The organism is Clostridium sp. MCC353 (assembly GCF_018785315.1).
In the GTDB taxonomy this organism is placed as follows: domain Bacteria; phylum Bacillota; class Clostridia; order Lachnospirales; family Lachnospiraceae; genus CHH4-2.
Genome location: NZ_WQPN01000033.1, coordinates 22684 through 39134 on the forward strand (window position 1 = coordinate 22684; position 16451 = coordinate 39134).

Consider the following 16451-nt stretch of genomic DNA (forward strand, 5'->3'; position numbering starts at 1 on the left):
TTATTTCTTCTTTTTGCGGCTTATATACAGCGCTGCAAGCGCAAGCGCGATAGCCAGTAATGCCGTCCATACATAATCGGAATAGCCCATCTTAGGGTTAAATACTTTGTCTGACAGTATCAATAACGGTTCTATCAACTGAACTTTAACAACTTCTTTAATGCTCCGTTCGGAACCGCTTGAACCGCCATGGCGTTTCGGCTCATCCGGTGGTATAACCGGATCTTCCGGCTTCTCAGGTTCATCCGGCGGTATAATCTCTTTCAAGATACCTCCGTTCTTATGAAGATCGTCTTTCTTGCTGGACAGATCCACATATCTGGAACCTGGTTTTTTCTCCGTATTCATCAGACTGAATACGTGGGAAACTGCCAACTCTTCGCTGTCCGCTTCCAGGCCCACGCTGTTTCCAACCAGGCTGACTGCGGCGTTGCCCATACCTTCGGTAAATGCTCCTTCTTCCGGCTTGGTTTCCGGTGTAATGATTGAGAATACCTCAGGCATATCTTCCATCTGTTCCGGATCAATCATTCCCTTAGGCACATAACCCTTAAATACTGCCGGGTCATAAACACCTGGGATAATCAGAACCGTACCTTCCGGAATGTATCCGTCTTCATCCAGTTCAACGCCGGATTCCTCTACGATACTGCTCAGGGTCTCACTTCCATGCTTCAGGCTCAGGAACTGATCTGCCGGAATCACATCATTGGATACTTCATCCGCTGCAAAACCATAAGTGAATGGCGACCAGTTTTGTTCTCCTTCTCCCTTATCCACGCTGACCTTATACAGATAAGGTTCAACCGGGTTGTCAGGATCGGTAACCAGAACTTTGAAGCGGTACTTACCGTTTTCATCCGTATAAGCAACCGATTTACCTGCTGCGTCTTCCACTGGGATCCAGCCGAAAGTCATCTTCTTCTTTCCGGTAAACTGGATGAGCGTAGACTGTTTTTCTGCATTGGATGCTGTAGCGTTGGATGCGCTGGCTATATCTTCCTGACCGAGTACCTCGTAGGTATAGTAAACAGGTTCGCTGCCTTCTTCATACCTGCCGTAACGGTACAGGCTGACTGGAACATTGGCAATTCCTTTTTCGGAATCATCTATGATACCGTCATGGTCATCATCTCTCCAAATCGTACCGCCTAACTGGCTGTACCAATCGTAGACATTCAGACCAACATCATGTGTCTTATCAGAACGGCTGCTGTACAGGCTGTAGATGCCGTCGTAAACGCTGTACCAGTCTTTCTTAGGCTCAAGCGGTGTGAATCCCTGGCTTATAGCTATGTTTTCACGGATCGCTCCGTACTTAGCAGCCAAAGCCTCCTGCTTCTCTAAATCAATACCGTCCAGTGTCTTATTGGCAATCGCTCCAACATCGGAATCGTGCAGACGGTCGTCGCCGATATGGAGTTTTACATAATCCATATTCAGTGATTTTTCCGTCACGATCCGGAAGGTATAAGGAACTGCCTCTTTTTCATCCTGGTTTCTGATCGGATTTGCTGATAAAGTTTCGTCAAACAGCGGAACATCAGCAAAACTGTATCTGCCGTCTGCTGCCGTGATGCACATCAGATAAGAGAAGTACCAGACATCAGCCTCAGTTTCTAATGCCTCCGCAGCTTCAATCTTTTCTTTTATCCGTTTTTCAATCTCTTCAACGATCTTGCTCTGTGCAACCAGGCTCTTTTCTGCTCTTTGGAGTTCCTGCTGGCACTCGTCCATACGGTCCTTGCAATCGCTCTTATCCATCATGATGTAGGCCATCTGGTTTATCAGATTGGAACTGGTCTTATTCAGCTCTTTGCCTTTCTTCTCCAGTTCTTCCGCCTCTCCTTCAAGCCGTTTCAGTTCAGCTTCAATCCGGTCGATTTCAGGCTGTTTTTCGTCAATCTGCTTCGTGTATTTATCTATATCACTCTGCAGTTCGGCGTTTTCTTCCTCCAGCCGTTGTATTTCATCTTCCGCATCAGAGATCTTAGTCTCATCGCTGCTGATTAGGCTTTCCAGGTCTGTCAGTTCTTCCTGAAGTGATGCCTTTTCTTCTTCCAGTTCGTCCTTCTCAGTCAGTTCGTCAGGATCAACAGGGCTTTCACCCAGTTCATCGAGGCGCTTATCAATTTCGGTAATCCGTTTTTCTGTCTTGGTGATGCTGTCTTCGGCTTCCGTAATCTCTGTCTCCAGATCTTTGACTAAAGCCTTGTTCTCATTCACCAGATTTGCATTGGCAGTAAACTCTTTCAGAGCTTTTTCCTTATTCTGTTTCAGGTTCTCAAACTCGCTTCTTTCAGAAGAATGTTCATCCATAAAGCGGCCGATCTCATCACGTTTATCAGCTAATAGCTGGGCATTTTTATTAATCTGCAGCGTGACATGATCCGATTCAAGAGCCAGGGCGTCATATTGAGAGGTCAAATCCGTATTCTTATTCAGAAGGGAAGCGATCTCATCTTCCAGATCCTTCTTCTGCTGTTTTACATTCTCGTATTTCTCGAATTCGTCTTTGGAATCCTCTTCAATTTCCTGTACTTCCCTGCGCAGCCGCGCCGCGTCTTCCAGAAGTCCCTGTCTTCTCAGTTTGTCTTCCCGTGCCATTTCTTCAAATTCCTGTTCAGCCGCCAGATTCTTAGGAATGATATAGTTATTGTCAAACCAATAATCCACATCTTTTACAAGTCCCTTCTGATCTGCTTCTGCTTCCACATCGAATTCTTTAGAACGGTATGAGAATATGGAAAGGTACTCTCCATCTTCGCTTACCAGATAAGGATCCTGCGGTTCACCATTGCTGTCTGTTGCGGTCATACGGTACTGAAGCATTACCTTCACTCCGTCCACACCGCTTTCTTCCGGCTGTCTGATGTCATCTTTGGAAACATCGTTCCAGATAACACCGGCAATCTCTGCCTTGCTGTATGGAAGAATTCCTCCATCCACATTTTCCTGAGGATTGATGGTGTCGGTATCGTAGGTGACTGCCTTCAATCCATCTTCAGTCTTAATTCCAACTGTCTTGATATTTACATGTTCTTCTCCGTCATCCGGATCCAGAACCGATGCCAGAATATAGATGGTATCTCCCACTCCGGCTCTCAAGTCTTCATAGCTGTGCATGAAGGCATCTTTATCCAGATCGCTCACATGATAGGATTTACCTTCTTGTGCGTCCATAGGATAATTATGCATTGGTGTGATTGTATACCGTGTCGGAAGATCCGGTATGCTCACCCGGTAGCCCATCAGATAAGTCTGATCCGGCTTGTCGTCGATCTTAACCGCCGTTTCTACCGGCAGGTTCCTGAACAGGTATTGGCCTGATTCAGTGGTTGTGGTCTCTAACACACCTTCCGTATATTCCGCATTGGAATCTGTGGCCAGAGTTGTGATCTCCCACTGGAACAGATCAGCCTTTTGGGCGTCCGCTATTTTGGATACCCGTTTCCACTGTCCGTTGCCTTCACTCTCATCGCCTTCCGGCAGCCAGATATATGGAATCAGCCTTACGTTGATATTTTCAACGCCTTTTTCATTATAGCCGGTGTCCATATTCTGTTCGAATATACCGTTCCGGTTTTCATCTTCCCAGATTGTACCGGAAATGATGTTGGCATCACCGTTTCTCAGACCCATATCCACTGTCGTATCCAGTTCATAGAGGTTATAGTACGGATTATCAGGATCCGTAATCAGTTTCCTCTCATTGGTATCTGGATCAACCGGAATTTCCGCTGCAAACGGATTGGTGAATCCTTCTGCCTTCAAGTCATTTTTATCGTCATCCTCTGTCGGGACTTTGGCAAACGTCATATACGTCGGTTTCCACATCGGATCGTATCTTTCGGTAATCATGAAGTAATATTCTCGGTCGTAAGTTCCGTCCTCTTTCAAACGGCTCGGCCGCATGTAATCAAATCTGTAATCACCGTTTTCATCGGTCTTGGTTACCATTGGCTTTCCATGCATATCTTTGGCAGGAACCGGATTGCCGGCACCATCTACCTCACCCTTTATAAAGGCTGTAACCTGAACATGTTCTTTGCCGACATGAGGTTCAATCGGGTTCTCTTTCTGGTAAATACTGTCTCGGTTCGTTTCATCATAAGATGTCTTGGAATCATCCTGGTATTCATCGATCCAGACAGTTCCACCGTAGCGGACAGGTTTGCCGATACCAATATCACAGGATACGTACTGGCTGTCTCTGGACTTAACCGCTGCCTCCACAGTAATCGGCTGAACAGTTTCAAATACAAGACTGGTAACTTCAATTTCTTTTTCATTCTCCAATACCGTATCTCCGGCCGCATAAATCTTCATGTCGGAGCCGCGGACTACAGGAGTGCTGAGACCATAGTCTTTATATTTATCAGGTATTGTAAATCGTACCTTATAGGAGCCTGGTTTCAAGTTTGGAAGGATGTAATAACCCTGGTTTCCGAAGTAATCGGATTCTGAGGTATAGGAAACCGGACCGTAAGGTGATTTAATCTGCAGACCTTCAAAGTCTACTGCCGGTTCTCCCGTTTCATCATCCAGCACGGTGTAGAGCATATCCCCTGTCAAGTCATCCTTATGAGGTTCTGCTTCTACCGCCTGGCCATCCATATTAGAAAGATGTCCGCCAGGAGTTAAGAGCTGTACCAAAACTTGATTGATACCTGGGTCAGGAAGCAGATTGCCGTCTTTATCCGTTCCCCAGTCCGGTTCGTACCGGCCCGTATCTTCATTATAGGCTCTCTTAGGAATCATACGCGTGCGCAGGCTCTTGTTTTCATCAGGAATCTCATAAGAGATTTCATTCTGCAGGCCGTCGCTGTTATCATCCAGCCAGATATAATCTCCGATATATCCTCTGCCTTCCGGAGCGTTGACATATACCATCGCCTCGTTGGATTCTGCCGGATTCAGAGACTGCCAATATCTTACAAAGGTATTGACGGCGGCATAACTCCTTACCGTATTCCTTGCATTCTCTTCTTCCATGGAAACAGGCAGTGTTCCATAGTATACAGGCAGGTTCAGAGGAACCTTCTGGTCATATCTCAGAGTAAACTTCGTCTGGCCTTTCATCTCGAATTCATCATTGAAGTTCACTGCAACATACCGCAGGCCGCGTAAGACTTCTTCTGCTAATTCAGGATCATTTTCCTGAAGTTCCCTGATCTCATCAATCTTCACGTAATGGTCTTCCCAGTCATATCCATAGACCGGATACTGCTGAATCAAACCGGGGCTGACTGTTTCACCCCTGAATTTCTGACGCATTACATCATAATAATTGACACTGATTCGGTATTCAGGACTTGTGATCAGTTCCTGATCATTTATGCCCGGCCCGGTGATCGCACCGTCTTCCTTGCTTACAGGTCCTACATAAACCGTATAATCACTTGGGTCAACTTCAAACTCATTCTTTCCTGACTGGCGGTACAGTTTATAGGATTTACTGCTTAAAATACTGAACGGACCCCACATGGATTTTCTCGGTACAGCTTTAATTCCACTCTGTGTCTGCAATCCAATAATCTTAGAATCTTCCGCTTCAGGAAGCAGGTCGAAGATCATCGGATCGTAATAGGAATTATCGTCCTTATCCTCAAAATACGGTTTCTTATTCAATATTTCATTGCGGTAGTGATATCGTTCACCCTCTAAAACAGGAATCGGATATGTGAGTGCTCCTCCGTCCACATTTAACAGGGATTTTACAAGCTTGCTTCCCGCTGTTTCAGTTCCAGGTTCAAATTCAATCTCGCCTGACTGAACAATGATCATGTTATCCTGAGTTGATTTATCCTCATCGTAATCATACTGGTCGGACGCTGTGTTGTACGGAATCTCTTCATCGCCTGCCGGCGGGTTCTTTTTCAGCGTTCCATAAGCATTAGTACTGTAAACGGATGTAACCGTAGTCTTGGTTCCGTCTTTATTCTCATTGGTCGCAGTGATTCTGCCCAAGTATTCAATAATAATTCTGTCGCCCGGCATCAGCTGGCCGTCAAATTCAAAACGAACAAAACGTTCGCCGCTGGCTAAGGATTTACTGAATACTACGGAATCCTTAGGATCTTCCGTTCTCAGTTCAATCGACGTTTCTTCATTCTTAGCTCCGCCATCCAGAGATTCCACATGATAGGTCCAAAGCAGGGTTCTCTCTGTTGGATAGTCAAACTCGGTGGTATAATCATCATCCAGCGCGGTACCCTTCACCTTGTCATAAGGTACATACTCTAAGGAATCGATGGTGAAAATGGAAGGAACGGTTGCCGTAGTTGTCGGCTTATCCATAACATCCTCTTCATCATGTTTTCCGTTGAGATGTTCATCATCCATATTGTCCAGTCTTAGTCTGAACTTCATGGTACGTCCCTTAGTGAGAACAGTAACGCCTCCCGATGTATCAACCCAGTTATAATGTTCGATACCATCCATATCTCTGGAATACTTATAGTACTGATGGTTGAGGTAATGTTCCAGGATCGGAAGCTTCTGAACCATTCTGAAGCCTGCCCTCTTCTTGGAATCCAGCGCCTGAGTGCTTATGTCATCAAGCTGGGTGTAAAGCCTGTGATAATGTGAGGAATAGGAAATCGCTCCGCTGTCCGGCGTATTGGAATTCAGGTTAATCAATATGCCGTTGGTATATACGTCATCCACACCTTCCTTGTAGTCGGTAATGTGATACGGTTCCTGAGTGTTCAGATTGGTGTTTTCACCATTCTCATTCATTACAGCCTTCAGATCCGACATATTCTTTCTGTCTTTTCTCTTTTCCTTAGGCGTTCCGTCACTGTTAGGATCTGCATCAATATCCAGCATGAAACCTTCCGGTATCGGATATTTCTCCGGATCGTCCGTGGTGATATGCCACAGAATCTGGTTCATATCCTGTCCCACCGTCTGCAATTCGGAAGATGGAACCTCATATATCTTATTCTCCTCTACATCACTCTCGATAAGCTTATTCCATACTCTTGTGCCGTCCTCATACTCAGCGTCGACATCAAACTTTTCATCTATAGTCATACGCTGTTCTTTAGTCTTTGTTCGGCTGGAGTAATAAACAGTCACTTTCAAGTGCTTTTTAAGCTCATTTCTGTAAGCGTTTGACGCGGATGCTACAAATTCCGGCTGTTCTTTCTCATCGTAGACGAGACAAACTTCCTCTGGAATATACCATTTACCGGTTGAAATCTTCTTCACCGTATTCAGTACTTCTATCGCTCCAGGGTAATCTTTGTTCAGGTCATTGTACATTTCCGCCTTATTAATTACTGAATAAAGCGGCAGGTCATTTAACAAGTATGCACTGGCCTGGTTGCCTGTTACGATTCTAGCCTCATCGATGTAAATATCAATCGGCGTAAGTGCTTTAAAGTCCGGAACAGTAAGGCTTCCGTTGCTCTGCAGCACAACCGGCTCATCCGTATTGATTCTGGAAATTCCTTCGGCTCTGGTTATCTTGAATCCAAACGCGCTGTCATATGCATAGCGTTCTTTTTCGCCTTCTTCCTTAACCTTCTGGTTCCAGTTGTCCTTATACGCATTCAGCCTTCTTTCTTCACTGCCCTTCACCGTCTTTCCGTCTGTCATGAATGCGTCCTGTTTAACAGTAATTCCGCCTGCTCCATCCACATAACGTTTTGTGTCTTCACCGCTGTAATAACGGATACTGTCTTTATTCTGTCCGCCTAACCGGTAATCGGCAAAGGTTTTATCAGTAATTTCTGAATAGTTGCCATCCAGACAATCCAAGTTAACAAATACTTTATTATAATAAGTATCTTTACTGAGTCCATCCTTATCATAATCTTTATCGTCTGTAGGAACCGTATCCACACGGGTTCTGATCTTCAACGTGAAGTCTTCTCCCGCTTTCAGATATCCGGCTGGGTGTTTTCCACCGGCAATCTGTTTATAAGCATCTTCCTGACCGGACGCTCCCTCAAGAGTAGCGGGCGGGATCACGGTAATACTTACAAATTTCACCCGGTCGTGTCCGTCTTCCGGTTTCGGCTTCTCAGCGGAGTTGTCAATGATGGTCCATCCTGCGTCTTCTGCTTCTTTCTTCGTAAGCAGAGTACCATCTGAAGTTTCGATCATGATTGCCCTGTCATAAGCCAGCGTACTTGGCAGATAGTCGGAGAATACAAATGCTCCATGTGCCACACTGCCGCTTTCAGACAGTTTCTGTGATCTCAGAATCAGGTTATTCCTGTATTCTTCCTCCAGCTTCATCTGCTCTTCATAATCATCTTCATAATAGCCGGCTTCTGAAGGAATAGCTTTATCCAGTTTTCCGTAAGAGGTATCCCATTCGGAATCCGAAGCTTCATTCTTTACTTTCACACTATACCAAAGTCTTGTTCCATAAGTAATTTCATGGTCCGTAAGCTTCTTTAATATTGTTTCAGTGTATGTATTTTCTTCGAAATCCGCTCCGCAGGAAGTCTTGCCAAATGCATGTTTTCCTTCCTTATAATCTTTATGGTTATGAATATCATTTCCATGGTAATCCGGGCTTTGATCCGCATCTCCTCCGATGTATCCTTCAGGGAGAATTCCCTTGGGATCTTCGTGAATCTGCTTATCCAAAGTGATTCTCGGATTTTTGGTTCTGATCTGCATAACATTGGATACAAACCTGTCGGCTACATTTTCGTTGTTCTCCGTGTAACCGGTAATTCGGTTTCCGTTAACGTCAAGTACTCCATAACTTACTTTTAAAGCGGTTCTGTCAGCGTAATCTTCCACGTTCAGACTAGGATCATCCTCCTGGCCGGCCGTCATTCTGCCGATCAGGCTTGGATCCTTGATTCTGCCGTTCATACCGGTGCTGTCCAAACGTTTATCATTGAGAACATGCTTTTCACCACAAATCGGGCACTCCAAATCGATCTGGCTGTATTTAATGGATTCTTCCCCTACATAATAAGGATTATAGCTGTGGGTTTCGGCCAGTTTCTCATCTGTAAAGAACTTGTATCCAGGAACCTTGCTTCCGGTAAAGCTGCGGTTCTGCTGCCATCTTTCCAGATAAGCATCGACTTTCTTACCGTCCTTATCCACTGCCTCAGGCATCTCAACCGCCATGGCATCAAACCTAATATTCAAGCGGTTGTTCCATTTTAAAGCAGGCGCATATGCGATGTTAAGCATATCTGTATATGTGAATTGATAATACGGACGCATAGTCCAATCGATTGAAGAATAGACCCTCATATATGGAACAAAGCGGACTAAATAACGGTTTACAGGATTTCCGTTCTCATCTTTATCGATGAATTGGATTTCTGTTATATATTTGTCCTTAGTTACTTCGCTGGCTGTGTTATCAACTGCCGGCTTGCCGTTTACCACATCTGTGACATCCAGTTCAAAGGAAATTCCTCTCTCCTTCACTTCCTGGCTTGTAAAGTCGATCAGTTTGCCGTCCTCACCCAAACCGTTGCGTGGATAAGGTACTCCGTTTGCATCCACAGGTACGATACCGTATGGCAGCAGGTCCGTGAATACCGGCATGGAGTAGTTTCCTTTGCCAGTCGCCCAATGACGGCTCGCATCAACAAGTGACGGTGGCAATATGGTGTAGTTAGTTTCACCGTTTATGTAGTGGATTTCATCATCGATCTCCTGCATCTGTTCCCAAACAAACTGGTTTTCAGCAAACATGCTTACTTTAAAGGTGCCGTCTTCCATCGCCTGATAGAATTCATCGAACTTGCTCTCCCCATACTTATTATGAAGAGCCGCATCCTCGCTGCCATCCACTTCAGACCAATGTCTGATTAACGGGCTCTTAACTTTGGCTTCCGTACCGCTGACCGCGTACTTTCTGTTATTTCCAGTTCCATCTCCCACTGGGATATAGTTAATATATTCCTGATCCGGGATATGCGGGTTAACAATCAGCTTCTGACCATCATTTCCTGTAGTCATTCCGTCAATATAAGTTCCGCAAAGCTGGTTCCGGTAATCAAAATACATCACATTTGGAGAATAGAACTGCGGTTTCATATAAAGGTAATTAACTGGATAACCATAAGAACCTTTATAATTCTGAATTTTATCCATTCCATAAGTCTGGCTGTGAAGCTGGCTGTAATTACCCATCTTGATAATATCGCCGCGCCAATGGTTCCTGTCATAAATCTGGTAGTAATCCTCATTGCGAATGCCTGTGTCAGGTTCCGTATCGTCTTTCTTCTCAGTATATGGAGCTACATATAAGGTGTCATGATACAGATCGTTCTCACTCTGTCCATAGACAACACATCCAATATCCACATACATCTGATAATGGTCTTCATCATCACCTCTGTTCCACCATTTTGTCAGCGGATCTTTTACGGTAATTTCAACTACCCACGGCTTCATGATATCATCAGCGCTGTAAGTATACATCTTACCATCGTAAAATTCTGCCGCCATCTGCGGATCCATCGGTGAATTAGCTGCCAAATGATTCGTCTGGTCCACACCATTTTCAACCAGTTCCATGTTCGGAGACTGAATGATTCTGACTTCAAACATTTCAGGATCCAGTTTTTCACCAAGATTAGGATTAATGCTGGTGCCTCCCATTCGAACGTCAATCTGTGACTTATCCAGACCATTTTCCGTACTGTCTGAACCTGGGCGTCCCAGTAATGGCATTACGCCTCTTGGGAGCACATAGGTGAATACTACTCCATCCAAATCCCAGTCGCCATAGTTTGCCGCATACAGACGGGCTATATACGTTTCACCGAACTGGAAGCTTCTGGTCGGAGACATCTGCCGTTCATAGGAAGTGTTAACACTGCCCGGAGCCTGATCGGTTAAATTCAGATCATAAAGCGCCACAGCAGGATATTCCGTACGACTCACGTTTCTGTCTCTTGTCTTGTTGTTATAGAAAGTATCCGGCAGGAACTGGCTGGTTCCATAGAGCCATGCTTTCTGAAGATGCAGGCTGTTGGAAGCCCAAATCATGTTTTCCGGCTTCTCGGATTGTACCAAACCGCCTTCCCAGTTCTCGATGGTATTATAAGTACGTTCTTTCAAAACATCCTTATAATAATCTCTGTAGTGGAAATAGTATCTGCTGTTGATACGATAGTTTCCATAAAGCGGTTCCGGACGTCCATTGTTATCATCATAATAACGGTTGTTATCCATAAGGTCTTTGCCTGAATCGTGATTATTGACGTCGGTCAGACCATTGGTTTCAGCTAATTTAACAATTACCCTCTGCCGTATGGAACTGTCCATATCACAATCCCATGCCTTGCCGTTGGCTCCGCTGCCATAATGGCTGTTAGAACCTTTATCGGATGTCATTTCCGCATTTCCATAAGCGCCAGGCATATATGCCATGGATTCACCCAGGAATTCACTTCTATGGATCATCATATCATCATGATATACTTTAGCGTCTTCCAGTTTTTCATATGGAATGAACTCCTTCACCCTTCCGCCTTCTCTGAGACCGGTTACCGCTACATCGTGAATCAGGTTATCCATATCCATCATCTTGGTTTTGGTATCATCGATAGACGGATATACCACATTATCATTTGTGTAAGCGGTGTATCCAGTATAGCTGGTATAGCCATACTGTCCAAAGCTTGGAAGGTAAGCGCCGTTGTTCTCATAAGGAAGTTCTGCAATCTGCACTCTTGGAAGACCGTTCTGCTTCGCTTCCACAGGGTAGATCAGTTCGATCTGTTCGCCCGGAAGCAGAGCTGCCGTGTTTTCCTTTGTTTCATCTGCATTATCAAACTTATAAGTGTAGACGAAATAGGTGGTTTCATCCGTTGCCACATCATTTGTCAGGCTGACGGTCTTGTTGTTTCCAACTGAGAACGCTTTATTCAGTTTATCATTCTCAATGGTGAACGCACCGCCGATATCCTTCTCTTTCACCTGGTAAACCGTAACAATCGGTTCTGCCCAGGTCGGATCAGTCTTATCCTTGATGGTTCCGTCTGCACGGTACCACTTAATGTTGAAGTCATCCGGCAGGGTCACTTTTGTCGGATTCGACGGGTCTTCACTGACGTTCAGTCCCATCTTTCCTGGCATAATCACATAAGATGCAGGCACCTTATCTATGATGGTTGGACTGTAAAGTTCGCCGGTTGCAAGGCTTCCATAAGGATCATTAATGGAACATGCCTTTTTGGAATCCTGCTCCTCGCGGTTCAGCGCCAGCAAGGTAACTTTATTCCAAATCTTCTGTTTCGGCCGGTATCCCTTGATCGTAAATACTTCGTTTTCAGGCATCATCTCGCCCTTTGAAGAAGCTTCCGCAAACAACTTCAACTGTGCCGCTGTCTTGGCATTGGTGACCTTATCCTCTTCAATGTCATTGACACCCTTGATCAGGTATTGTTCTTCCGCATAATCCTTCACAGCAAATGACTGGCTGTCTAATACTACCTGCGGCAGTCTGCGCCTTACGGTCAGTTCTGATTTTCCGCTGATCTGGTAGCGGTAGGAATCCACCTCTCCCTCATCATCCAGGCTCAAGTGGTCATGCCGCCAGTATCCGGTAATGCCTACTGCCAAAACTCTGGTGTATTGGTAGCTGGAACCGTTGTGCTGCTGGTTATTATCCGCGTATTTCGCAATACCGATGATCTCAACCGGATCCATAGTCAGATAAGTTTCCTTATTGTCTTCTTCCGGTTCTCCGTAGGCCGCTATGTTGGAATATCTCCATTTGAATCTGGCAATCTGGTATGTGTCGATAGGCTCTGTATCTTCTTTAGGCTGTCCGTTTGCATCTAAATCGGTCAGCTTGTAGCCGTCTCCATTCACTTCAATCCAGAAGTCATTATAGCTCTTTGTCCACGGATCTTCGTCACTGCCGTCGGATTCCAGATTATCACGCAGGTCATCTCTCAACTGTACAAAATATCTGGCCTCCTGATTCTTCTCAGCATTGGAATTGGTAGCATACATAACCTTAGGAATCTCATTCATGAAGAATCCCTGCTGATCCAATGCCTTGTTTCCGGTCACCTGAGTCCGATGATTGACATCGGAATAGCCATTATAATCATAGTTATTGCCGATAAAATCTGCCATTACATCGAATTCATCGATATCGTGACGGACATCATTACGGATCATACCATTGGTGGCTTCTTTTGCATTAAAACCGTTCTCACCTTTTACATATGGCTCGCCAACTGTCAGCTTAGCCTCTGCTCCATCCACGTTATTCTCCATATATAAAGTGGATTTAATCGGGATTTCAGGTTTATAGGTCTTCGCACCATAGGATTTCACCCATGCCTGGGTTGTTTTTCTGTCCACATCTGACTCTTCCGTCAGGTTAATGCCGGCTTTCACCGCATTGTACTCTACCGTGCTGTCGTCCTTTTTAACTTCTTCTACGATTTCCTTGATACGGTCCATATCATCGTCAAATGAGATGTTGGATTTATCTCCCGTCCTGTCATCGTTTCCGAAGTAAAATGGTTCATATCCATGAGCCGGAAGGGCTCCGATATAAACGTTGGATTCCTCGATCTCCCGACCGCGGTAATCCACAGGCTTTCCTTCTTCGTCCGTAAAGTCATCCTCTACTTCCAGCACCACCATGATGCGGATTCCCTGATTGATCGGAATGACCGCATTATCAAATCTCCAGACGATATCTGTGGTTATATCCTCCTGCTGTGCCGGTTCATATACCGGAGCAGACCGCAGGAATGTCGGTTTATTAATCGGCTGCTGGTCTTTGTTTTTGCTGACCTTATCCACCAGTTCCGTATCATGAGGCAGACGTTTAAATACAACATCTCCGTCCTCTGTTACTTCTCTTGTAGAAGGATCATATGCAATCAACTGGATTCTGTCTTCCGGAACGGTTACATCTGTTTCCGGTTCTGTCACCAGAGGATCTTTGTCTTCCGGATACTTCACTTCTGCGCCGTTAATATATGGCACCTGGTATCCGCGGTAAACCATCTCAGGTTCGTCTTCCGTACCTTCTTTATAGATCGGTTCCGCATCCACCGTATAGCCTTCTGCCTCACCCATGCCGTAGCTGGTTTCCGGCAGATAAATCCATCTTGCAATTCTGGTTCCTTCCGGAGCCTTAAACCGGATAACCGGCTGGTTCCAGGAACAGGTCGCACGTTCCGGATCTTTTTCGTTAATAACGGTGATGAAGTAGTTAAATCTGTCTCCAGGCACCAGGTTACGGACGTTTACCTGGTAATCAGGTTTCCTCGGATCGTAATCAAACTCATCCGGATCATCCTGTTTGTTATAGTCACCTGTCATCGGCCGGTTCTTTTCATCTTTATCCGGTGCGTCAGGATCAATCTCTTCCAATCCGGCGTCTTTATATGGAAGCCGGTTTACTGCGATCTCCAGCCTGGTAGCCCGGTTATAGAAATCGAGTATACGGCTGTCCCTCACAGTGAGGTATTTCGTCTGGAATTCGGAGCCTTTTCCACTGGCCTGCTGTTCCGGATTCTTGGTTTCTGTCATATTGATGACATGAATGCCTGCTGCCTGAACGGTCAGGGAAACGTAATCTTTTACGGCATCTTTCAGTCTCAGCGTAAACTGGTCGGTATCAATGGATGGCAGGGAATTGTAAGTCTCAGTCCACGGCATGCGGTTCTCCCATGTCTCTTCAACCTGTGCATCGCTTTCCGTTGCATTGCTGTCGGTTGCCTTCCTGAACTTCTCATCCTTTCTCCTGTCTACGAAAACACCTTCCATCATGATATCGATTGGAAGCTTATCCTTAGGAGTGATTTCTACCTTCTTACCATCCTTTTCTTCGAAGGCTCTCTTACCTGTCAGAGTTGACTCCGGCTGGAAATAACGGGTCTTATTCTTCTCATAATCCACAAGCCACTTGCTCTTAACGCGGATATGATAATTATAAGAAGCTATGTAATTCTGGAGGTAAATCCGCTCCACTCCGGTTTCAGGCTCTACATAAGGCATTTCGATCGGTTTCAATACTCCATCAAAGAACATCTTCTCAAGATCGATCACATAATACTTATGGGCATATATATCACCCTCTTCTGCAAACCTAAGCAGTTCTTTATTGCCCTCTTCCGCAGCTTTTTCGGCCTCTTCCATAGTCGGTACCAGATGCATATACTCGCTGTGTACAAATCTGTCGATTCCCTCTGTCTCCTTGACACCTTCTTTTACTTCAAGGAGTTCCACCTTGTTCTTCGGGTCAGGATCAGGAACCACTTTGTACTCCCGCTTATTGCCGACACTGGTTTCTCCGTCTTTGATCTTCTCCAATTTACCCATAGTCAGGGTCAGGCGGTCTGCCTCAAAACTGTAATCGTCATACGGTCCTTTATCGATAAACTGAGCCGGTATCCAGATCTTCTCCAGGCGGTATCCGTCAGGAAGATCATTGATATAGTTCATATCCTTATAATAAGCCGTATTCTCATATTCCGGATTCTTTATCGGATTTCCGGTTGGATCCAGTTTAATGCTGCCATCCGCAGTAGTCAGATAGCGGTCCTGCTTCTTAGTGGTGTTCTCAGCCCAGATACGGTAACGCAGCTTCATCGGCGACTTATTATCACCTGCGAAGTCGTACACCCGTGTCATCTCCGGATCGTCCATGGTATCGATGTTAACCTTTGCGGCTGGCTGAACATATTGAGCCCACCAGTAGGCATCATCGTTCTTAACGATAGGAGCTCCCAGTTTATATTTGTCATCCGTATCTTTGTCATCAAATCCCCAGAAGTTTCTATTAATGAACTCTTCGGCAGACATCGGTTCACTAATCATCTTGTTATAAGCGGTCTTATAGAACTTGGCCTCTACGCTGTTCACCTTGCTCGGTTCCGCGCTGAGATTCTTCATGCGGTTTATGATATCTTGGGAGCGCTGTTGCTGTACCCGGGCAGTCGTCCATGCGCTGCTGCCGGACAAAAATCTGTTGCTGTCATAGCTCTTCCAAATATCGTTGGCCGGTTCATAGAAGTCAACAATGATATCATTGATATTACCCCAGATATAGAAGTCCGGAGCCGCACCGTTATCATCTCTGTGCACGCCGTTAAATTCACTTGCGTTATCACCATTTCCAGGTATATTCACAGCGGTGAAGGTAACCTTAACGGGATACTCGTTTTTCTTAACTTCAATCACGTTGGTTGCCGCCACGATGGAATCGTTGAATTCATCGTTGGACATCACTTCCGTGATATCATCTCCAGCCAGCAATGCATTGCTCTGGGTAGCGGTCATGTCTGTCAGATCAGCTCTCATATCATCATAATGGAAATAAATCTTTCCTGCTCCGGCCTTATTATAGGTCTCGGAAACGCTTGGCATGATGATTGGCTTGCCTTCTTCATCAACTTCCACTCCATCTCCAGGCACTGCTGCACTGAATAAGGAAATGCTGCCGCGGGCTCTCGGATTGGATCCTGCCTCCGCGCTGT

Annotated in this window: 1 protein-coding gene (running past one end of the window); it reads right to left on the reverse strand. The window is 45.4% G+C overall.

Translation table 11 applies throughout. The features are described 5' to 3' along the window. Nucleotides 1–16451, reverse strand: partial view of a hypothetical protein gene (locus GPL15_RS08135; RefSeq protein WP_215697814.1) — the 3' end only. It continues 19831 nt past the right edge of the window; the window shows 16451 of its 36282 coding nt (coding positions 19832–36282); the start codon falls outside the window, past its right edge; the stop codon is at nt 1–3.